The organism is Anaerococcus obesiensis ph10, from assembly GCF_000311745.1.
Taxonomy (GTDB): domain Bacteria; phylum Bacillota; class Clostridia; order Tissierellales; family Peptoniphilaceae; genus Anaerococcus; species Anaerococcus vaginalis.
Map to the genome: position 1 here is coordinate 113,454 of NZ_HE978533.1, position 21,265 is coordinate 134,718.

Sequence of the window (21,265 nt, forward strand, 5' to 3'; positions counted from 1 at the left end):
TACCAATAAACAAATTTCTTACTTCTGATATACTATATAAGGTATACTCTATAATCGATTATAAGAATTATAATTTTAAAACTTTAGCGATTGTGCTTCATATTTTGCGTTTCAAGCGATTTTAGATGTTTAGGTATATATTGGTATTATAAAAGAATTTGACGTATTGTATGTGTTGATGTATTCTTATTATATAAGAAGGAGATTCACTGCCTATCTAAAGTGTGAAACTTTAAAGATTAGTAAGAGGAGAATTAGATTTCTCCTCTTTTTTTATTAAGGAGAATATATGGTAAACAAAAATAATATTGAATGTCATCTTAAAAATAATGAGATCAGGTTCTATACTGTTGATTATAATTATCTTGAATATCTTCATAATGTAGATTCTGAAGTTCAATTTTCTAATGAATATAATTCATCTAGACATCCTAAGCCTTTCTTAGGTATTTTAATTTTTATCAATGATATTAAATACTTAATACCTCTATCTTCGGCAAAGCCAAAGCATGCAAGATTAAATTTTAAAAATACTGGAATAGGACATTTATTAATTAGAGAGAAATAAATATTTCAGATAATTGTGACTCTGGTTGGATTGTAAAAGAAATTCCTGGTGATGAAGAGAAAAAGTATCATATACTTTCAATTTTAGAAATAAAAAAATGATTCCATTAAAAGATAGATTCTATGAAAAAATGGATTTTGAAAGAATAGAAGATGATGAATATGTAGATTTATTAAAAAAAGAGTATTTGTTTTGTAGATCTAAAAAGGATTTAATTATAGATAAGGCTGAGAAATTATATAATAATCAGATAAATCAAAATAGCTTCGTCAGATTTTCTTGTGATTTCAAAAAATTAGAAGAAGCTTCTTTTCAATTTTAATATTTCTATTTAAAACTAGATTTACGATATGTTGATTTTTACCTTATTATAGTTAGTATCTAAAAAACATTTTGTAACATTAATAACTAGGGATAGATTAATTTCAGCTATATCTTAAAAAGACAGGTATGAGTACAACCCGCCTTTTTTTTATAATATGTTAACTTTTATTTTTCAAAAATCACATAATTAATATATTTTATATTATATTTAAATTCATCATTAAAAATATATTTACAATACTAAAAATAAGAGCTATAATTGTGAATACTTTCTTAAAATTATAGTTTTTTATTTCCTTTCCATTTTTTTTGTCTTTTATTATTAAAAATCCTCTAATAGTAGCTATTATAAGACCTATTTCCAATATAATCAATAACATAATTACAATTTCCTAATCTTAGTTTGCTTAATAGAATTTAAACTATCTATTGGAAATTCAGCAGAAGCTGTCATTCTAACTCCACCCCTACTAGAACCTACATCAATCCACTTTTTAATATCATTATATCCTTCGTTAACTCTAGCTCCTAAAACTTTTGCACCAATAGCTCCTGCTATAGCTCATACAGGTCCTCTTTCAACAGAGCCAACTATTACCCCTGTAGCTAAAAGACCCATATCAGAACTACCTAGGTAATCTCTTGCGCTTATTAATGCTTGAGGTGAGGATCCATATACATTTAAGCCTCCTTTTACTACTTTTTCGGTATACGAATTATTTTGGGCTGACCTAAAACTAATTTTAGGTATAAACGTTCTTTCCGCTCCATCATATTTAACTAGAAGATTTTGAAAATCTTTTTGTGATAACTCTCCTTTCTCATTTTTTATTGTTTTTATTTCATTTTGTAATTCTTTACTTTTTTCATTTTCAACTATATTATATTGTTCCTTATAAGTCTCATCAGTTTCCGTATATTCTTTTTGAAGATCATAATTATTAGAATCATCTGCTTTAGAATTACTAACTCCAAAGATTGGTAATAAACTCATACTTATTGATGTAATAATTAATAAATTTTTTAATTTCATTTTTTCTCCTAAAGATTAATATTTATCTACCGACGTTAAATTAGTTACCCGATAATTATATATATAAACATTATATTCTTATACACTTATATGTACATAAATAAATTACATATTATAACATATATGACTAAATAGAGTATAGCTTATAAATTTTATTACACTTCTCATTTTTCTTCTCTTTCTAATAGGTCTTGGTAATATTTTTTTAGTTTCAAGCCTATATTTTCTATGGATTTTTCTTGGGCGAGCTTGTAGCCTTCTTCTTTTAGTGAAGGATATTTTCCTTCCAAAATCAATTTTATTTTTTTGTAAAATTCTTCCCTGTCTTTTGCCTTATAAATTTCTTTTCCATCTTTGAGATTTTTATAAATTTCTATATTTCTAATTATTGTGTCGGCTTTTGTTGCAAGGGCCTCTAGTAGAACTATTCCTTCGGTTTCTTCAAATGTTGGAAATATATAAAGATCTGAGCCTGAATATGCTTCTCGCAATAATTCTTGGCTAACATAGCCTGGAAAATGTAAATTTTTTAAATCTGTTTTGACAGCTTTTTTGATTTTTTCTGGCACTAAGCTCAATTTCAATTCTCCAAACCACACAAATTCATATTGGGGAAGTTTTTTTGCAAGGTCTACGAAATCCAAAATTCCTTTTCTTTCTATAAATAATCCAACTGAAATAATTGATTTTTTATTTTTATCAAGCTTATATCTTTGGTAAAAATTTTCCCTGTCATTTTCTTTTTTCTTCCAAAAATCTAGGTCGACTCCGTTTGATACGACTTTAATTTCTTTTCCAATCTTATATGAATCCAAAATATTTTTGGAATATTGTGTTGGAGTTAAAATCAAATCTCCTTTTTTATAACAATGTATAAGCCGTTTTTTGAAAAATGGTGCAAGTTCATTTGATAGGATAAAAGAATTTTTAAAATCTTCCTTAGTGGAATGCCCATGATAGACAACTTTTTTTCCAGATTTTCTCACCTTATTTGCAAAAAAAGCAGACTTTGGAAAAACTGTATTTATGTGGCAAATATCATAATCGTCATCTGGATTTAAGGTATATGAAACTCCAACCAAATCCAAAGCCTTTTTTTGGTGGTCTATTGCTTTTCCAACGCCAGATTCTTTTACAGTTTGATAATCTTCATTATAAATAAGAATTTTCATGTGTCCTACCTTTTTTGATTGCTTCTTTATATAATTTTTCGCAATTTTCGCCAAAAGAATCTATAGAAAAATTTTCCAAAGCATATTTTCTTGCGTTTCTAGAAAGTTTATCCTTTTTTTCTTTATCAAGAAAAATCATTTCCAAATATTTTTTAAAATCAGAAAAATTTTCATATTGGTAGCCATTAAAATCATCAATTATTACCTTATCAAGGCAGTAATCTTTTCTACAAATCGCAGGAGTGCCGTTGCTCATCGCCTCATAATAAGTAAGTCCTTGAGTTTCGGACTTACTTGCAGAAACAAAAGCATCTGCCATTCTATAATAATTATTTACTTCCAAAGGCTTAACCATACCAGCAAAATAAATTTTTTTATCAATATTTTTTGCATAAGATTTCAAATCTTTTAAATAAGGTCCGCCCCCAACAAGAATAAATTTTAATTTTTCTATATCAAGCCTTTCGTAATAATCAATTAGTTCCTCAATATTTTTTTCTTCGGCAAGCCTACCCAAATAAAGAATTATTTTATCGCTTGCATCAAATCCGTAATAATCTCTAATTTTATTTTTATCTTCCAATTTTTCTGGCATTTCTATGCCAGTAGGAATTATTTTTATTTTCTCATCTTCAATATCATAAGATTTTAAAATTTCTCTAGTTTTTTCGCTTGGAACAATAATCATTTCAACCCTATCGGCAATTGCTTTTGAAAAAACCGAAATCATTTTTTTGCCCACCTTTTTTGATGGAGAAAAATAATGAGTATAGTCTTCATAAATTGTATGATAGGTGTGAACTAAGGGACAAGATGTTTTTTTGGCAATTTTTGTCGCCATCATAAAAGTAGAAAATTCACATTGTGAATGGACAATATCCGGCTTCCAATCTTTTATTTCCTTAATAAATTTATTTCTTAAAGTTGCAGAAATCCTTGCCTCTGGATAAATTTTCCCTGCACCAAGACTTCCTATATAATAAACATTTCCTTTTTTATAACTTTCAGTTGAATTTGAGAGGGTTAAAACTTTTACGTCAAATCCCCTATCTTCTAGATAGGATTTTAAATTTAAAATTGATCTTACTACACCATTGACGACGGGATCGTACCAATCGGATGTAATTAAAATTTTCATCGAATCACCTCTTTAACTAACTTAACATTTCTTCCATTATAAACTTACAAAGTCTATTAATATTGTATGCAAAAAGTAAATATTTTTCAATTTATATCAATTGGGGTATATTTTATCTAGTATTAATTCAAAGAAAGGGTGATAATTTGGGAAATTTAATAGTTGGCGATGTGCTTTTATTATTCTTTTCAATTTATGTAGGAATATTTTTCAAAAAATTTCACACAGACTATCCAAAAATGAGAGTAGGTTTTCACATTTGGGAAGTTTGTTACAATAAAGAATGTTGGGAATACGGAAATAATTTTGCAGGAAATCTTTCAATAATAATCGGCATAATTTTATTTGGCATAATTTATCCAATAATTTTGTATTTCAAAATAAAAAGAAATATATGCGTAATCCTTCTAATTCTTTTTACAATCCTATATTTTATCCTTTTACTTTTAATTTTAAGACACCACATGAGAAAAAAATTTAATTTAAAAGATGAAAAAGATGATGAAGATGAATAAAAAATAAAGCTTATTTTACTTTTTTGTAAAATAGCTTTATTTTTTTCTTTGAGATTTTTATTTAAAAATTTTAGTCTTCTTCTTTGTCTATATATTTTCTTTTTAATCTTATAGCTGATGGGCAAGCTGCAACTCCACCTTCGCCTGTTTCTCTTAGGCTTGCTGGAAGGGCATCGCCTACTTCTTTTAAGGCGTCTACTGTTTCATCAAATGTTACCAAAACTTTTACTCCAGCAATTGCCATATCTGCTGCAGAAAGTGCATTTATAACTCCTGATGCGTTTCTGATATTGCAAGGAAATTCTACCATTCCTCCAATTGGATCGCACACAAGGCCCATTATTGATAAAAGTGCAATTGATGCCGCATCTTCCATAACATCAATGTCACAACCTCTCAAATAACAAATTGCTGCTGCACACATGGCTGCTGCAGAACCGCATTCCGCTTGGCATCCACCCTCAGCTCCAGCAAAAGTTGCATTGTCAGCAATAATTTGTCCAAATTCTGTTGCAACGAGAATTGCTTTTATCAATTCTTCATCAGAATATCCATATTTTTCGCGCATTGCCATTAAACTTGCTGGAACAATTCCTGCAGATCCTGCTGTTGGACTTGCTACGATTTTTCCCATTGATGCGTTTACTTCTGATGTTGAAAAAGCCATAGCCATTGCCTTTGTTGGCAAATCTCCCATTATTGTATCTTCTGATAGAAAATAATTGTTCATTGATTTTGCATTTCCACCAGTCATCTTTGTCATTGACATTAATTTTTTATCGAGTGCTTTTTGTGAAGATTCTTTCATAACATCAAGAGATTTTTGTAATAATTCAAAAACTTCTTCTCTTGATTTTCCTGTTAGCTCCATTTCATCTTCAAGCGCAATCTCCCAAACTTCCTTGTTTTCTTCTTTTATTCTATTTTTAATATATTCCATTGTTGTTTTCATAAATTACCCCAAATATTTTATAAATTCAAAATTCTTGCCAGCTTCAATTTCTTTGTAAACTTCTTCTTCCAAATCTTGATCTAATTCTACAATTAGCATAATTGTGTTGCCCTTGTTTATAGTTTTCATATTTTTTATATTATAATTGTGGTCAAACAAAACATTTGAAATAAAAGCTATCATTCCTTTTTGTTCAGGATAGGTGCAAATAATTGTAGGATTTTTTCCATTATATTCTACTTCATTATCCATTATTTGATTTATCATAATATTTCCGCCACCAATTGATGAGCCTCTCAATTTAAATTCATGGCCGTCTGGGTAGTAAAGAACAATTTTTACTGTGTTTGGATGAACTTCTCCCATATCTTGAGGAATAAAATTATAAGTAATTCCTGCGTCATCTGCTATTTTAAATGAATCTCTTAATCTTTCATCTTCTGGTCCAAAACCTAAAACTCCTCCAACCAAAGCCCTATCTGTTCCGTGACCTTGGTAAGTTTTTTCAAATGATCCGTGTAAATAAAAATCAACTTTTGTAAATCCTTCTCCGCCCAAATCTCTTGCGATTTTTGCAATTCTGTTTGCTCCCGCAGTATGGGATGATGATGGGCCAATCATTACAGGTCCAATAATATCAAATACTGATAAATTTGCCATTATACTCTCCTTATTTTTGAAATTTCTTTTGGACTATCTATTATAAGATTTGGCTTTAAATTTTCCAAAATTTTTCTTTCTCTAAAGCCCCAAGCACATCCTACAGTAAATACTCCAGCATTTTTTCCACATTTCATGTCGACTTCACTATCTCCAAAATAAAAAATATCCGAATAGTCAACTCCAAATCTTTCTTTTATTATATACATACCCTCAGGCGACGGTTTTCTTTTTATATCTTCTCTATATCCTAAAATAAAATCAAAATAGCCTTCTCCAAAAATTTCTCCTATAACTTTTTTGCAAGTGTAATCTGGCTTGTTAGAAAAAGCAACCAAAATTTCGCCCATTTCTTTTATTTTTTCAAGCTCTTCTACGATTCCATCATAAGGTTTTGTAAGATAAGTTGGATTTTCATCATATCTTTTGTTATAAGAATCTAAAATCTCTTCTCTTTTTTGAGATTTTTCAAAGCCAATATAATCAAGAGTTTTTTCAATCAAAACCTTCGGGCCATTTCCTACAAACTCCTCAATTTTTTCTTTCGGTACTTGACTTAAAGAAAAATTTTTTAAAGTTTGGTTTATATTATATGAAATAGAATCAATCGTATTTAAAAGTGTTCCATCTATATCAAAAATATACATTTATGTATCTCCTTTTGTTTGCCAATTTGTGCCAAACTATTATTACTATACCACTCATTAGTGGTATAATAAAAACAATATGTGAAACGAAAAAATAATAAGGAAGGAAAATATGCAAACAAGAAGAAATTTATCTATGCTCAGTGATTTTTATGAATTTACTATGGCTTATGGATATTTTGAAAGTGGAATGAAAGATACGATTGCAGTTTTTGATGCATTTTACAGAAAAAATCCTGACGGCGGAGGATTTTCAATTTTTTCTGGCTTAGATGATATTATTGATTACGTAGAAAATATTCATTTTGATGAAGAAGATATTGAATATTTTAGAAAAAATACAAGATTTTCAGAAGAGTTTTTATCTTATTTGAAAAATTTTAAATTCACAGGAGATATTTGGGCATTTCCAGAAGGATCAGCAATGTTTCCATCTGAACCGATTGTGACTGTAAGAGCTCCAATAATTGAAGCACAAATTTTAGAAACTTATTTGCTTTTATCATTAAATTACGGCTCCCTTGTTGCTACAAAAACAAATAGAATTGTAAGAGCTGCAAAGGGAAGAACTGTGATGGAATTTGGGGCAAGACGTGCTCAAGGTCCTGACGCTTCTGTAAAAGGAGCAAGGTCTGCTTTTATAGCTGGAGCTCCAATCACATCAAATACCCTTTCAAGTCAAATGTATGCTTATCCTGCTGGCGGAACTATGGCTCACTCTTGGGTTCAATCATTTGATTCAGAATACGAAGCATTTTTGGCTTATGCAAAATTATATCCAGATAACTGTATTTTATTAATTGACACCTACGATGTTTTAAAACAAGGTTTGCCAAATGCTATGAAAATTTTCAAAGAAGTTTTAGAGCCTTTGGGACTTACTGGCGGTGTAAGAATTGATTCTGGCGATCTTGCCTATCTTTCAAAAGAATGCAGAAAAATTTTGGATGAAAATGGCTACAAGGATGCAAAAATTGTCGCAAGTAATTCACTTGACGAATACAAAATAGAATCTCTACTCCAACAAGGAGCAGAAATTGATTCATTTGGAATCGGCGAAAGATTAATAACAGCAAAATCTGATCCAGTTTTTGGTGGAGTTTATAAACTTGTTCAAGTTGAAGATGAAAAAGGTAAACTCGCAAAAATAAAAGTATCAGAAAATGTAGAAAAAATTACAACACCTGGTTTAAAAGAAGTTTACAGATTATACGACAAAAAAACAGGCAAGGCAGAAGCTGATTATATAACCTTAAAAGAAGAAAAAGTTGATGAAACTAAACCACTTGTAATTTTTGATCCACACTTTACATGGAAGATGAAAAGAATGGAAAATTATGAAATTCGAAAAATGCAAATTCCAATTTTTGAAAACGGAAAAAAAGTTTATGAATCTCCAAAAATTGAAGAAATAAACGAATATTGCAAGTCTGAAGTAAAATCCTTGTGGGATGAGGTAAAAAGATTTGACCAACCTCACAATTATTACGTCGACCTTTCTCACGATTTGTGGAATTTAAAACAAAATCTAATAATGAAGGCTATGAGCAAATAATGATAGCCATAATTACTGGCGCAAGTTCAGGCATAGGCTATGAATTTGCAAGGCAAATTGACAAAAAAAATTATGAAGAAATTTGGTTAATCGGAAGAAGAGCCGAAAAACTTAAAGACTTATCAGAAAAATTACAAACAAGGGCAAGGATTTTTGCCCTTGATTTGTGTGAAGAAAAATCTTTTGAAACTTTAAAAAAAGAATTAGAAAGTTCAAATAAAAAAATTGGACTTTTGATAAATTCAGCCGGCATGGGAGAAAATGATTATTTTAAAAACACAAAATTAGAAAATGACATTAAAACTTTGGATTTAAATATAAAAGCTCTCACAGCAATGACAAAAATTTCCTTAGATTTTTTCCAAAAAGACGGAATAATTTTAAACATATCTTCATCAGCAGCCTTTATTCCGCAGGCAAAATTTGCCCTTTACGCTGCAAGTAAGTCTTATGTTCTGTCATTTTCAAGAGCTGTAAGGAGAGAGTTTAAAGATATAAAAATTTCAGTTTTATGCCCAAACAGAGTTGAAACAGAATTTTTAGAAAAATCAAACAATAATTCGGGTGGAATAAAAAATTTAGGAAATGAAAATCTAGAAAAAATGGTAAAAAAAGCCATAAAAAAAATTGGCAAAAAAGATTTAATAACAACTCACCCAGCAGCAAAACTTTTATTAATAATTTCAAAAATTTTCCCCCATTCTTTTATAATGTGGATTGAGAAAAAACTTTCTATGTATTAATTTTTTATTTCAAATTAAAAAGAAGGCAAGTGTGCATTCTCAGAGCGTAGACAAAGTCAATTTAGTAATTAATTATTAATTTAAAAATATAATTACGCTATACCCCATCTCGACTAAGTGAGTGAAACGAACGCACGGAGAGATCTCATGAGATTTCTCGGCTCACTACGTTCGCTCGAAATGGGGAAATTTTAGTTTGTCAACAGTCTGAGAAGGCAAGTATGCCTTCTATTTTTTTGTAACTTTTAATGCATCTAATCTTTTTTTCATGTATTTTTTATTTTCTTCGACGTTATCATACATCAAAGATATTAAAAGTATGTCCATAACTGTTAGGTAAAGAATTCTTGCGTTTAAGGATTCTGTTCCGTGTTCGGATTCTATTGATGGCAAAATCATAGCCTCATCTGAGATTTTTACCATTTCAGATTTTGGATTTCCTGTAAGGGCAATAATTTTTGCCTTATTTTTTTTGGCAACTTTTGAAACTTCTATTACCTCTAGCGTTCTTCCTGAATGTGAAAATACAAAAATACAGTCGTTTTCGTCCATCTTTGTGCAAGCACTTAGTTGCATGTGAGAATCCGAAATATAATTTACCATATATTTTGTTCTCAAAAATTTATGATATGAATCGTAAGCTATGGTTGCTGATCCTCCCATGCCAAAAAAGTGAATTTTTTTGGATTTTTTTATCAAATTTAAACAAGATTCAAAAGGAATATTTTTAATATCTTCTTTTAGCGTATACATTGATTGAATATTAAACGCCATAATTTTGTTAGCTATTTCATCAGGGCTGTCATTTTCATTTACACTTGTTATAGCTGTAAGTAGCGAATCGTCAGAATTTTTATTTATATTTGTAGCTAAGTTTAATTGAAAATCTTTATAGCCTTTAAAGCCAAGTTTTTTTATAAATTTAAAAATTGATGCTGTGGAGCTTTCTGTTTCTTCAGCAACATTTGATATAGTTTTATTTAATATTTCATCATCTAATTTTAAAAAATATTCTGCATAAAAATTTTCCGTTTTTGTAAAGGTACTTTTTTTAGACAAAATAATTCTTTCTAAATATCGGTTCAAAATATCCTCCAATCTATTCTTACTTATATTATACATAAATTTGTAAAAATGAATAGAAATTTTTATTTGCAAAATTTTTTTGTTTTTTATTGTTTGACAAGTAAAAATTTTTTTCGTATAATTTATTTAAATAATGAACTACAGATAGTCTTACAATTTTTTGAAAAATATTTTTTTAAAAAATTATTTGAAAAGGTTATCAAAAAGAAAGGAGTTTATATGAAAATAGGTTTTTTGGGACTTGGAAAAATGGGTTACAACATAGCCTTAAATGCCATCGACAATAATTTTGAAGTAATCGGCTATGATGTAGATGAAAATGTTAGAAAAAAAGCAAGCAAAGATTTTAAAATCGCAAATTCTATTGATGAACTTATAGGAAAATTAGATGATGTAAAATTTATTTTATTGAGTTTGCCTGCAGGAAAAATCACTGATGACATGATTTTTCTTTTAAAAGAAAAACTTAATAAAGACGACATTATAATTGATACTGGAAATACTAATTACAAAAAAACTTTAGAGCATTACGAAATTTTAAAAGAAAAAAATATTGGTTTTCTAGATTGTGGAACTTCTGGCGGAATGAGTGGTGCTAGAAACGGTGCTTGTCTTATGGTTGGAGGAGAAAAAAAATATTACGATCAAGTAAAAGATTTTTTTGAAGCAATTTCTTGTGAAGATGGACTTTTATATACAGGACGTGCTGGTTCTGGTCATTATTTAAAAATGATTCACAATGGAATTGAATATGGAATGATGCAAGCTATCGGCGAAGGATTTGCCGTTTTGGAAGCTAGCGAATTTGATTATGATTACGAAGATGTTTCAAAAGTTTGGAATCACGGATCTGTAATTAGGTCTTGGCTAATTGAACTTGCCCAAGAAGGCTTTGCCAAAGATCCAAAACTTGATTCTCATTCTGGCGTTATAAATGCAAATGGAGAATGTAAATGGACAGTTGAAGAAGCACTAAGACTTGACGTTCCTGTTCCAGTTATTTCTAATTCTTTGTTTGTAAGAAATACAAGTAAAATAGATGTTGATGATAATTTTTCTAATAAAGTTGTTGCTCAACTAAGAAACGGTTTTGGCGGACACGATCTTGTAAAAAAGGATAAATAAAATGAAAATTGCTATTGTAAATTCTAGTAGTTTTGGAAAAATTTTCCCAGACCATATAAAAAAACTAGAAAAAATTGGACAAGTAGATCGCTTTGAAGTCGACCAAAATATAGATGGAAAATCTCTAGGTCAAATGCTAAAAGGCTACCAATATATAATAGCGAGCGTTACACCATTTTTTGATAAAGAATTTTTTGAAAATGTAGATGATTTAAGACTTATCTCAAGGCATGGAATTGGCTACAACAATGTAGATTTAACTTGTGCAAAAGAAAAAGGAGTAATTGTTTCTATTGTTCCTTCTTTAGTAGAAAGAGATTCAGTTGCAGAAAATAATATTACAAATCTATTGGCTTTGATGAGAATGACTATAAATTCTTCCAAAAAAGTAAGAGATGATAAGTGGGAAATGAGAGCAAATTTTGTAGGAAATTCTCTCTACCACAAAATTGTTGGCGTAATCGGCGTTGGAAATACCGGAAGCCAAGTTGCAAGAACACTTAGAGAAGGTTTTCAATGTAGAGTATTAGGCTATGATCCTTACAAAGACAAATTAGAGCTAGAACAATTCGGCGTAGAAAAAGTTGATTTTGAAACACTTTTAAAAATGTCTAATGTTATTTGTTTATGCGCAAATTTAACCAAAGAAAATTATCACATGATAAATAAAAATACAATATCAAAAATGAAAAATGGAGTTTATATATCAAATACCGCAAGAGGCGCTCTAATTGATGAAAAAGATATGATTGAAGCTTTAAAAAATAAAAAAGTAAAAGCTCTTGCAACAGACGTTATGGAAGTTGAGCCTGCAAGAAGTAATCATCCCTACTTGCAATTTGATAATGTAATAATTACACCTCACACATCAGCCTACACAAAAGAATGTTTGTATGCAATGGGAGAAAGTTGTGTAAATGATGTTTATAATGTACACAATAAAAAACTTCCAAAAAGATGTGTACAAAAAGAAAGTCCCTTTGTGGAATAAAAATTTTTAAAAAATTTAGGAGGAAAAAAATGGAGACCTTATCTGTAGCAAAAAGTTTATTAATAGCTTTGTGGGTTGCAGGCGTTATGTCACGTTGGCTATTGGGTGGCGCATCTTTAACATTAAGATTTTCGCCATTAATGACAGGCCTTGTTGTAGGAATTGTTATGGGAAGAGTTGCTGATGCAATGATAGTAACTGCAAGTTTGCAATTAATATATATGGGAGTATTTTCTCCAGGTGGCTCAATGCCATCAGAACCTGCAGTTGCAGCCGCAATAGCAGTTCCAGTTGCTCTATTAGGAAATTTAACACCAGAAGCATCAATTGCCATTGCCGTTCCAGTTGGATTTTTAGGATCATATCTTTACCAATTTAGATTTTTCCTAAATACCTTTATAGGCAAAAAAACTGACGTCGCAATTGAAAAAATGGATGAAAAAGCAATCAAAAGATCAATAATAACATATCCAACTATAGCATCTTTTGTTTTATTTGTTCCATTAATCTTTGTAGCTTTATATTTTGGCGCACCAGTAATCGCTGATGTTGTAGCAAAACTTGAAGGAACAGTATTTTTACACATACTAGATGTAGTCGGCGGAGGACTTGCCGCAATCGGTATCGCAACAACAATTTATGTAATAGGTAGAAAAGATTATTTGTTATTTTTCCTATTAGCATATTTTTTAAGCGTAATTTTAAAAGATATGAATGTAAATATGTTAGTTTATGCAATTTTGGGAACAATAATTTCAATTTTGGCAGTAGGAAATAAAAATCAAGCCAAAGAAGATAAAGAAGTAAAAACAGAAACTTCAGGCGAACGTGAAATGACATTTGAAGAAGAAGATGACTTTTAGTAGGAGGTTTTAAAATGCAAGATATAAAAAAAGACGAAATGGCTCCAGAAGAATTAGAGCTAAAAGATGTTAGAAAAGCATATTTAAGATGGCATTTCGCAAACGAAATTCCTCACACTTTTGAAAGATATTTGGCACCTTCCCTCTTATATGCAATGATGCCAGTTTTGAAAAAATTATATAAAAATAAAGAAGATTTGAAAAAAGCTTACAAAAGACAATTGTTATTCTTCAATACACAACTTACTTGGGGCGGTGGAATAATCACAGGTCTTATGTCATCAATGGAACAAGAAAGAGCCCTTCAAGAATACAACAACGAAGAAATAACTATGACCGATGATTTGATGTATAATACAAAAGCAGGACTAATGGGAGCTCTTGCAGGAATTGGCGATGCAATTGATTCAGGAACAATCCAATATATTTTTATAGCAATAGCAATTTCTTGGGCACAAGCAGGATCCCCAATGGGAGCTTTGTTTCCATTCGTAGGATTTTCCTTATACCAAGTTTTTATCGGAAGATTTTTTGCAAAACAAGGATTTGTTTTAGGTAAAAACGCATCAAGTTTATTAAAAAGCACAGGAGTTCAAAACGCAATAAATATTTTATCAGCCTTGGGACTTTTTATGATGGGAATTTTGGCAGCAAATTATGTAAAAGTAAGCTCAGCATTAAAATTTACAATCTCAGGAAAAGAATTTGTTTTCCAAGAGCTTTTAGATAAAGTATTACCAGGAGCTTTGCCATTAGTAACAGTTCTTGGCGTATATGTTTTTTATTTGAAAAAAGGTTTAAAAGTTACTCAAGCTTTATTAGGCTTAACAATAATTTTAGCAGTATTAGCAGGAATAGGAATATTATAAAATGGGAAAAGTAGTATTAGGTAGAGTTGACGAAAGATTAATTCACGGACAAGTAATGATTACCCTATCGCAAAAAGACGGAGTAAATTCAATTTTTGTAGTAGATGATGTCGTTTACAACGAAACTTTTATGAAAGATTTATACAAAAGTGCTGGAAATAGAACAGGAAAGAAAACAATAGTTTTAAACGAACAAAGAGCATTCTACTATTGGGACAAATACAAATTTAAAGATTATAATTGTATCCTAGTTGCAAAAAGCATAGATGTATTTTATAAATTAATCAAACACGGCGTTGAAGTTTGCGAATTAAACGTTGGAGGAATAGCAAAAAAAGACGAAAATGATTTGTTAGTTACAAAATCAGTTTATCTTAACAAAGAAGATGCAAAAAAATTAAAAGAGTTAAGAGAAGATTATAAAATAGACAATATTTATTTTCAAGCAACCCCATCAGCACCAAAATCAAGTTTAGACGAAGTTTTAAAAAATTTTGATTTATAAATCATTTAAGCTCCCCTTGAATTAAGAAAGGATAAAAAATGATAGGAATACTAATTGTAAGTCACGGAAAGCTTGCACAAGGATTTAAAAGTTCAGCAGAAATTATTTTTGGTCAAGCAGAAAACATAGATTATCTAGGTTTATATCCAGAAGATGACATAAATAATTTCAACGAAAAAATAAAAGAAAAAATAATAAATTTAGACAAAGGCGATGGAGTAATTGTCTTTACAGATTTAATTTCAGCATCCCCTTACACCCAAAGCCAAATTGCCATATCAAAATTAGAAAATAATGAAAAAATATCATTAATAGGAAATTTAAATTTCCAAATGCTAATTCAAGCAATAAATGGCCAAGTCTTAGAAGAAAACATAGACCAAGTTGTAAAAAATATCCTAGAAATCACAAAACAAGAAGTCTTAGAATGGAAATATGAAAAAATACAAATAGAAAACCCAGATGAAGATGATGATTTTTAGATAAAAATTTTTTTCCCTTACAAATCGTGCTAGAAAATATCCCTAGCACGATTTTTTTTATTTTAAAATTAGATTTAAAAATACCAAGGCTAATATGTTTAACCTTGGTATTTTAATTTAATATTTTCTGATAGTTAATAATTAATTTTAGGCTTATTATTGGGAATTTAATTTATTTGATTAATTCTAGTGGTGAATCTACTTTTTCTTCTACTTTTTCACCTTTTAGATATTTAATTGCTGTTTCTAGAGCGATTTTTCCCATTTCCTTTGGTTTTTGAGCAACTGTTGCTGACATTGAGCCTTCTTTTACAGCATTTATTGCGTCTTCGTTTCCATCAAATCCAACTACAACAATATCTTTTCCGCTAGCTTTTATTGCTTCTATTGCTCCCAATGCCATTTCATCGTTTTGACAAAATACTGCTTTTACATCTGGTTGAGCTTGAAGTAAATTTTCCATTACTGTCATTCCTTCTGCTCTATCAAAGTTTGCAGTTTGGCTTGCTAATAGATTTATTTTTCCATCTGTAGCTTTTTTAAATCCTTCTCCTCTTTCACGAGTTGAGCTTGCTCCAGGAATTCCTTCTAGTTGAATAACTTCTGCGTTTTCTCCAATTTTTTCAAGAATAAATTCGCCTGCAAGTTTACCACCTTCTACGTTATTACTTGCAATTAAACTTACAATTTCTCCCTCATCAGAATTTCTATCAACGCATATTACAGGTATATTTGCTTCGTTAGCTTTTTTTACTGATGTTGAAATTGCTGTTGAATCTACTGGATTAATTATAATCAAATCAACTTTTTGTGTTATAAGATCTTCTACTTGGTTGTTTTGTGTTGAAGAATCATTTTGTGCATCTGTTATAATTGTTTTTGCGTTTGCATCTTTTGCTGCCTCTTCAACGCCTTCTCTTATTGATACAAAAAATGGATTGTTTAAAGTTGATAAAGAAACTCCAATTTTATATTCGCCATCTTTGGCTTTTGTTTCTTCTTTTGCATTACTAGATGCATTATCATTTTTATCTTGTCCTTCAACGCTACAAGCTGTGAATGTAAACATAGCTATAGCTAAAACTGCCAATATTCTTCTAAATTTTTTCATATTTTTCTCCTATTTATTTCTCTTTCTGTCTATTAGAACTGCTATTAATATTACAATTCCTTTTACTATTTGTTGATAGAAACTTGAAACTCCCAATAAATTTAGTCCGTTATTAAGGACTCCTAAAATTAAAATTCCTATTAATGTTCCTGTTAATGATCCACTTCCACCTGTCATACTTGTTCCACCCAAAACTACTGCTGCTATAGCATCCATTTCATAGGCTGAACCTGCTGTTGGTTGAGCAGAATTTAATCTTGATGTAAGTACAAGACCAGATATAACTGCCATCAATGCACTTATTACATATACAAATGTTTTTGATTTTGCTATATTAATTCCTGAAATAAAACTTGCTTTTTCATTTCCTCCAACGGCAAATATTTTTCTACCATAAGAAGTTTTATTTAAAATCATCCAAAGTATTATATAAACAATTATAAATAAAATAACTTGGAAAGGAATTCCTAAAACTTGTCCTTTTCCTAAAAATTGGAAAGCAAAGTCATCTCTAGGTCCTGCTATTGGTCTACCGTCCATAAAAACTAAAGTAAGTCCTCTAAATATTGTCATAGTTGCAAGTGTTACTATAAATGGTGCAAGTTTCCCTTTTGTAATTAACAAACCATTTATTAGCCCCAAAATAATAGCTAATAAAATAGCTACAAGTATAGCAAGAATTGTATTTGTTCCATTTTGCAAAAGCCCTGCAAAAATTGCTGAGCTTAAGGCAAGAGTTGAACCAACTGAAAGATCAATTCCTCCAGTTAAAATTACAAAAGTCATTCCTAATGCCACAAAACCATTTATGATTAATTGGCGCATCAAATTTAACAAGTTGCTAACTTGCAAAAATGCTGGATTAAGTACGCTCACAAAACATATCAAAATAAGTAAGGCAACTATTGTCCCTAAATTTTGATTTTCTTTAAATCGATTTTTTATATTACTCATAACCTTCCTCCTGTTGCAAGGGTCATTATTTTTTCTTGGCTAGCATCTTTCTTTAAAAGTTCTCCTTGTATTTTTCCTTCATGAATTACATAAATTCTATTTGATAAACTTATAAGCTCTGGCAAATCGCTTGATATAAGTATAATTGAAACTCCCTTATTAGTAAGGTCTTTTATTAAATCATAAATTTCTCTTTTTGCCCCTACATCAACGCCCTTGGTTGGCTCATCAAGGATTAATATTTCTGGACCAATCGCATACCATTTTGCAAAAACTACTTTTTGTTGATTACCTCCAGATAAATCGCTAATTTTGCTTTCTGATGATTGGGTCTTAACTTTAAAACTATCTACCAAATTATCTGAAAGATTTTTTTCTTTTGCTTTATCTATAAAAGAATTTTTTGAAAATTTGTCAAAATTTAACAGAGAAATATTTTCTCTAATTGATTCATCAAGAATCAATCCTTCTTCTTGCCTATTTTCTGTTACAAATCCAATTTTATTTTTTATTGCATCTGCTGGATTTTTTATTTCTATTTTTTTACCATCTATAAATACTTCTCCACTATCTTTAGGATCAAGTCCAAATACTGATCTCATAATCTCTGTTCTTCCTGCTCCCATAAGCCCAGAAATACCAAGGACTTCTCCTTTTTTTGCTTTTATATTTATATCTTTAAAAAATCCTTCTCTATTAAAATTTTTAAGCTCTATCTTTACATCAGAAATTTCAGCATCCATTTCAGGATAAAAATCTCCAATATCACGACCTACCATATAAGAAACAACTTCTCTTTCATCAGTCTTATTAGTATCCATTACTGATACGGATTTTCCATCTCTCATTACTGTAATCTTATTAGTTAATGAAAAAATTTCTTCCATTCTATGAGAAATATATATCATAGAAACATTTTTATCTCTTAGTCTTTTTATTAGCTTAAATAATTTGTCAATTTCATTATTTGTAAGTGCAGATGTTGGCTCATCAAGAATTAGAACATTTACTTTATTTAAGTTAGCCTTTGCTATTTCCATCATCTGTCTTTGCCCAACTGAAAGTTCAGAAACTTTTGTTTTTGGATTTATATCTAAATCAAATCTTTCAAGAAGTTCTATACATTTTTTTCTCATTTTTGCCTTATCAAGAAAAATTCCATTTTTTATTTCATTATTCATAAAGATATTATCCATAACTGTAAGCTCTGGCCAATCAGATAATTCTTGGTGGATAAAACTTATTCCATATTTTTTGGCTACATTTGTATCACTTATGTCAACTTCTTTGCCATCAATTAAAATTTCTCCCTTATCTTTAGATAAAACTCCCGACAAAATATTCATCAAAGTAGATTTTCCTGCTCCATTTTCTCCTACCAAAGCATGAATTTCTCCATCATTTAAGGTAAAATCCACTCCTTTTAAAACATCATTTTTACCAAAAGACTTGTAAATATCTTTCATTTCAATTTTCATAAAATCCTCCTAAAAGATATTCTTTGACCTTAAAATTATATTTGAATAAGGTGTATTTTCTCCAGTCCTTATAACAAATTTAACGTCTTTTAATTTTTTCTTAAATTCTTCATGAGATATATATTCGCATTCAATATCTGGCAAAAGTTTTTTAATATTTTCTTCTTGACTTGGATTTTTTTCTTTGATTTCTTTTGCCAAATAATAATATTCGCAACCAAAATCACTAAGCAGAATTTCTAAAACATCTATAAACTTAGGTTCGCCAAGTTTAAGTGCTAAGTCAATCTTTTTGTCAGAATCAATTGGAAGACCACAATCTCCAACAGCTATTAGGTCTGTGTGTCCCAAATCAGAAAGTCTTTTTGAAATTTCGCTATTTAATATTCCTTTTTCTTTCATACATTCTTCCTTTCAAATTCTTTTACATCACAAAGGCTTGGAATAGATATGCTAGCCCCGCTTTTTGTTACAGAAAGAGCTGACGCTAGGCTTGCAAACTTCAAAGAATCTCTTACACTTTTTCCTTGATAAAAATATGATACGAAAAATCCTGTAAAAGTATCTCCAGCTCCTGTGCTGTCAACAGATTCAACTTTTATTCCTTCTTGTTTAATTTTTTCATCTTTATTTACAAAAATTGATCCTTTACTTCCAACAGTTACAATCAAATTTATATTTTTATAAGTTGATGTAAAATAATCAATGCTCTCATCCACACTATTTTTATTTGCTATATTCTTTGCCTCTATTTCATTTACCAAAAGCAAATCTATTTTATTAAAATCAAATTCTTTTATCTCATCTGTTATTGGAGAAGGATTTAAGACTATTTTCATTCCCTTTTCATAGGCCTTATCTATCAAATATTTCATAGAGCTTATTTCATTTTGCAAAAGCAAAATGTCATCTTTATCAAAATTATCCAAAACTTCATCTATAAATTTTTTGTCATTATCAAAATTTGCTCCCTTGTAGAGAACTATGGAATTTTCTCCCCTATCATCTACTTGGATAATCGCATTTCCAGTTAATTTGTCAGATTTTTTTATATACTTTGTATTTATATTCTCACTTTTTAAATAATCAATAAGAAAAACACCATCATCTCCTACGCTTCCTGCGTGATATACATTTTCAAAACTTTTGCTAAGAGCAACAGATTGATTAAGTCCCTTTCCACCTGGTCTTTTTTCAATGCTTTTTGCACTTATAGTTTCTCCTGGCTTTACAATATTTTCTACTCTAAAAAATATATCAATATTTAAAGAACCAAAATTTAGTATTTTCATTATTTTTTACCTACACTTTCTCCACAAGCCACAAAAGGCTCTACCATAACTTTTTTATTATTTTTTCTTCCATTTATCAAATCATCCGCCATTTCAATAGAAGATTTTGCTATCATTTCCAAATTTTGGTCAATTGATGTTAATTTTGGACTAATTAAATTATTTAAAAATAAATTATCATAACTTATCAAAGAAATATCTCTTGGAACTTTTATTTTGTTTTCATCAAAATATTTCAAAAGTCCGTATGAAGACATATCAGCAAAAGAAAAAATAGCATCAACTTTTTTTTCTAAAAAAATTTTTCCAGCCTTGTAACCACCTTTATAAGAATAATCCCCATGAATTATATTTGAAGAATCAATATAAATATCATTATTCATAGCAGCTTTTATGGCACCAGATAATCTTCTTGAAGAATTTGCAGTAGACCTTGGACCTATTAAAAGCCCAATATTTTTAAATCCTCTATCAATTAAATATTGCATGCCCAAAAATCCACCTTTTTCATTATTGCCAGTAACTATGTGAGTTTTTCTATCATCAAAATCAACCTCATCCAAAAAAATAATATTATTTTTTCTTACTAGCTCGTCGTCTAAATCTTTCATATTTCTATCAACTAGCAAAGATGCTCCAATAACATTGCTAGTAATCATATTAATAAATTCTTGCTTTTTAATATTTTTATTATTAGTATTGTGAATGTACAAAAAATAAGAATATTTTTCTGCATAATAAGTAAGATTTTTAACTAACAAAGAAAAAAAAGGATTGGAAATATCTGGAATAAGAGCCATAATCACATTGCTTTTTTTACTAGCAAGAGCTTTGGCAAAATTATTTGGATTATAACTAAGAGTATTTGCCGCTTCAATTACTTTTTTTCTAGTTGCATCCGATATTTTGTTGTTAGTATTATTCAAAACCATAGAAACTGTTGTAATAGATACTCCAGCAAGTTTTGCTACATCTTTTATATTCGCCATATCGACCTCGTTAAAACGTTTTAATTAACTATAATATATTCTTTTATTAAGGCTTTGTCAATAGATTTTTTTCTACCTATTAAAAAAAATATGAAAATATTTAGCAAATTATTCTATAAGTATTTTTATAAGTAAATAAAAATTTTTTTCGATTGTTTTTGAAATTTTTTAGCTTTAATCCTTTTAAAAAAATTATTTTTCAATTAAAAAATC

General features: G+C 29.4%; 24 protein-coding genes. 11 read left to right on the plus strand and 13 right to left on the minus strand.

The features are described from left to right. Window positions 1-289: 289 nt before the first annotated feature. Together HGAG_RS12340 and HGAG_RS12345 are read left to right on the plus strand one after the other, a co-directional pair. Window positions 290-568, plus strand: a complete 279-nt coding sequence (locus HGAG_RS12340; RefSeq protein ID WP_083304897.1) for a type III toxin-antitoxin system ToxN/AbiQ family toxin — start codon at window positions 290-292, stop codon at window positions 566-568. A gap of 97 nt (window positions 569-665) precedes the next feature. After that, complete coding sequence (locus HGAG_RS12345) at window positions 666-890, plus strand: type III toxin-antitoxin system ToxN/AbiQ family toxin (RefSeq protein ID WP_026074095.1); 225 nt, start codon at window positions 666-668, stop codon at window positions 888-890. Between the two features lie 564 nt (window positions 891-1,454). Here the strand turns inward: HGAG_RS12345 and HGAG_RS11175 are convergent. From HGAG_RS11175 to HGAG_RS09855, 3 genes are all read right to left on the minus strand, one after another. Beyond that, window positions 1,455-1,925, minus strand: a complete 471-nt coding sequence (locus HGAG_RS11175; protein WP_019118985.1) for a hypothetical protein — start codon at window positions 1,923-1,925, stop codon at window positions 1,455-1,457. A 164-nt stretch (window positions 1,926-2,089) separates the two neighbouring features. Next, on the minus strand, window positions 2,090-3,097 hold the full coding sequence (locus HGAG_RS09850) for an LTA glycolipid anchor biosynthesis glycosyltransferase, IagA/BgsA family (protein WP_019118986.1): 1,008 nt from the start codon (window positions 3,095-3,097) through the stop codon (window positions 2,090-2,092). Continuing rightward, window positions 3,078-4,235, minus strand: coding sequence for a glycosyltransferase (locus tag HGAG_RS09855; protein ID WP_019118987.1), 1,158 nt, complete (start codon window positions 4,233-4,235; stop codon window positions 3,078-3,080). The genes HGAG_RS09850 and HGAG_RS09855 overlap by 20 nt, the downstream gene beginning before the upstream one ends. A 146-nt stretch (window positions 4,236-4,381) precedes the next feature. On the opposite strand from HGAG_RS09855, the gene HGAG_RS09860 reads away from it, so the two are divergent. After that, the gene (locus tag HGAG_RS09860; protein WP_019118988.1) at window positions 4,382-4,750 is read left to right on the plus strand and encodes an SdpI family protein; all 369 of its coding nucleotides are present in this window, start codon (window positions 4,382-4,384) and stop codon (window positions 4,748-4,750) included. A gap of 70 nt (window positions 4,751-4,820) precedes the next feature. Here HGAG_RS09860 and sdaAA read toward each other — a convergent pair whose 3' ends face one another. From sdaAA to HGAG_RS09875, 3 genes are read right to left on the minus strand one after another with little or no spacing between them, the layout of a single operon-like run. After that, window positions 4,821-5,702: an L-serine ammonia-lyase, iron-sulfur-dependent, subunit alpha gene (gene sdaAA, locus HGAG_RS09865; protein WP_019118989.1), complete on the minus strand. Its 882-nt coding sequence runs from the start codon at window positions 5,700-5,702 to the stop codon at window positions 4,821-4,823. A 3-nt stretch (window positions 5,703-5,705) separates the two neighbouring features. Then, window positions 5,706-6,362, minus strand: a complete 657-nt coding sequence (sdaAB, locus tag HGAG_RS09870) for an L-serine ammonia-lyase, iron-sulfur-dependent subunit beta (protein ID WP_019118990.1) — start codon at window positions 6,360-6,362, stop codon at window positions 5,706-5,708. Next, complete coding sequence (locus HGAG_RS09875; protein ID WP_019118991.1) at window positions 6,362-7,009, minus strand: HAD family hydrolase; 648 nt, start codon at window positions 7,007-7,009, stop codon at window positions 6,362-6,364. Before HGAG_RS09875 ends, sdaAB begins: the two co-directional genes overlap by 1 nt. Before the next feature lie 112 nt (window positions 7,010-7,121). Here HGAG_RS09875 and HGAG_RS09880 point away from each other — a divergent pair, with 112 nt between their 5' ends. Both HGAG_RS09880 and HGAG_RS09885 read left to right on the plus strand, forming a co-directional pair. Beyond that, on the plus strand, window positions 7,122-8,564 hold the full coding sequence (locus HGAG_RS09880) for a nicotinate phosphoribosyltransferase (RefSeq protein WP_019118992.1): 1,443 nt from the start codon (window positions 7,122-7,124) through the stop codon (window positions 8,562-8,564). Next, window positions 8,564-9,307 (plus strand): SDR family NAD(P)-dependent oxidoreductase, encoded by a 744-nt coding sequence (locus tag HGAG_RS09885; protein WP_019118993.1) that lies wholly within the window; start codon window positions 8,564-8,566, stop codon window positions 9,305-9,307. Before HGAG_RS09880 ends, HGAG_RS09885 begins: the two co-directional genes overlap by 1 nt. 228 nt (window positions 9,308-9,535) lie before the next feature. Here HGAG_RS09885 and HGAG_RS09890 read toward each other — a convergent pair whose 3' ends face one another. Next, window positions 9,536-10,393, minus strand: a complete 858-nt coding sequence (locus tag HGAG_RS09890; protein ID WP_019118994.1) for a MurR/RpiR family transcriptional regulator — start codon at window positions 10,391-10,393, stop codon at window positions 9,536-9,538. Between the two features lie 219 nt (window positions 10,394-10,612). Between HGAG_RS09890 and gnd the strand changes: the two genes are divergently transcribed. From gnd to HGAG_RS09920, 6 genes are read left to right on the plus strand one after another with little or no spacing between them, the layout of a single operon-like run. Continuing rightward, a complete protein-coding gene (gene gnd / locus HGAG_RS09895) occupies window positions 10,613-11,518 on the plus strand; it encodes a phosphogluconate dehydrogenase (NAD(+)-dependent, decarboxylating) (RefSeq protein WP_019118995.1) in 906 nt (301 codons plus the stop codon). Window position 11,519: 1 nt separating this feature from the next. Next, entirely contained in the window at window positions 11,520-12,509 is a 990-nt protein-coding gene (locus HGAG_RS09900; RefSeq protein ID WP_019118996.1) for a D-isomer specific 2-hydroxyacid dehydrogenase family protein, read from the plus strand. Between the two features lie 29 nt (window positions 12,510-12,538). After that, complete coding sequence (locus HGAG_RS09905; RefSeq protein ID WP_019118997.1) at window positions 12,539-13,372, plus strand: PTS mannose/fructose/sorbose/N-acetylgalactosamine transporter subunit IIC; 834 nt, start codon at window positions 12,539-12,541, stop codon at window positions 13,370-13,372. Between the two features lie 14 nt (window positions 13,373-13,386). Next, complete coding sequence (locus HGAG_RS09910; protein ID WP_019118998.1) at window positions 13,387-14,241, plus strand: PTS system mannose/fructose/sorbose family transporter subunit IID; 855 nt, start codon at window positions 13,387-13,389, stop codon at window positions 14,239-14,241. Window position 14,242: 1 nt separating this feature from the next. Beyond that, on the plus strand, window positions 14,243-14,746 hold the full coding sequence (locus tag HGAG_RS09915) for a PTS sugar transporter subunit IIB (RefSeq protein WP_019118999.1): 504 nt from the start codon (window positions 14,243-14,245) through the stop codon (window positions 14,744-14,746). Between the two features lie 38 nt (window positions 14,747-14,784). Then, entirely contained in the window at window positions 14,785-15,228 is a 444-nt protein-coding gene (locus HGAG_RS09920) for a PTS sugar transporter subunit IIA (protein WP_019119000.1), read from the plus strand. Between the two features lie 172 nt (window positions 15,229-15,400). Here HGAG_RS09920 and rbsB read toward each other — a convergent pair whose 3' ends face one another. Genes rbsB through HGAG_RS09950 form a run of 6 tightly spaced genes read right to left on the minus strand, consistent with a single transcriptional unit; the run spans window position 15,401 to window position 21,052 of the window. Beyond that, window positions 15,401-16,339 (minus strand): ribose ABC transporter substrate-binding protein RbsB, encoded by a 939-nt coding sequence (gene rbsB / locus HGAG_RS09925; protein ID WP_004839719.1) that lies wholly within the window; start codon window positions 16,337-16,339, stop codon window positions 15,401-15,403. 9 nt (window positions 16,340-16,348) lie between these two features. Continuing rightward, a complete protein-coding gene (locus HGAG_RS09930) occupies window positions 16,349-17,293 on the minus strand; it encodes an ABC transporter permease (RefSeq protein ID WP_004839717.1) in 945 nt (314 codons plus the stop codon). Next, window positions 17,290-18,771: a sugar ABC transporter ATP-binding protein gene (locus tag HGAG_RS09935; RefSeq protein WP_019119001.1), complete on the minus strand. Its 1,482-nt coding sequence runs from the start codon at window positions 18,769-18,771 to the stop codon at window positions 17,290-17,292. Before HGAG_RS09935 ends, HGAG_RS09930 begins: the two co-directional genes overlap by 4 nt. A gap of 9 nt (window positions 18,772-18,780) precedes the next feature. Continuing rightward, window positions 18,781-19,173 (minus strand): D-ribose pyranase, encoded by a 393-nt coding sequence (rbsD, locus tag HGAG_RS09940; RefSeq protein WP_004839714.1) that lies wholly within the window; start codon window positions 19,171-19,173, stop codon window positions 18,781-18,783. Beyond that, window positions 19,170-20,063: a ribokinase gene (locus HGAG_RS09945; protein WP_019119002.1), complete on the minus strand. Its 894-nt coding sequence runs from the start codon at window positions 20,061-20,063 to the stop codon at window positions 19,170-19,172. Before HGAG_RS09945 ends, rbsD begins: the two co-directional genes overlap by 4 nt. After that, window positions 20,063-21,052 (minus strand): LacI family DNA-binding transcriptional regulator, encoded by a 990-nt coding sequence (locus HGAG_RS09950; RefSeq protein ID WP_019119003.1) that lies wholly within the window; start codon window positions 21,050-21,052, stop codon window positions 20,063-20,065. Before HGAG_RS09950 ends, HGAG_RS09945 begins: the two co-directional genes overlap by 1 nt. Between the last annotated feature and the right edge of the window lie 213 nt (window positions 21,053-21,265).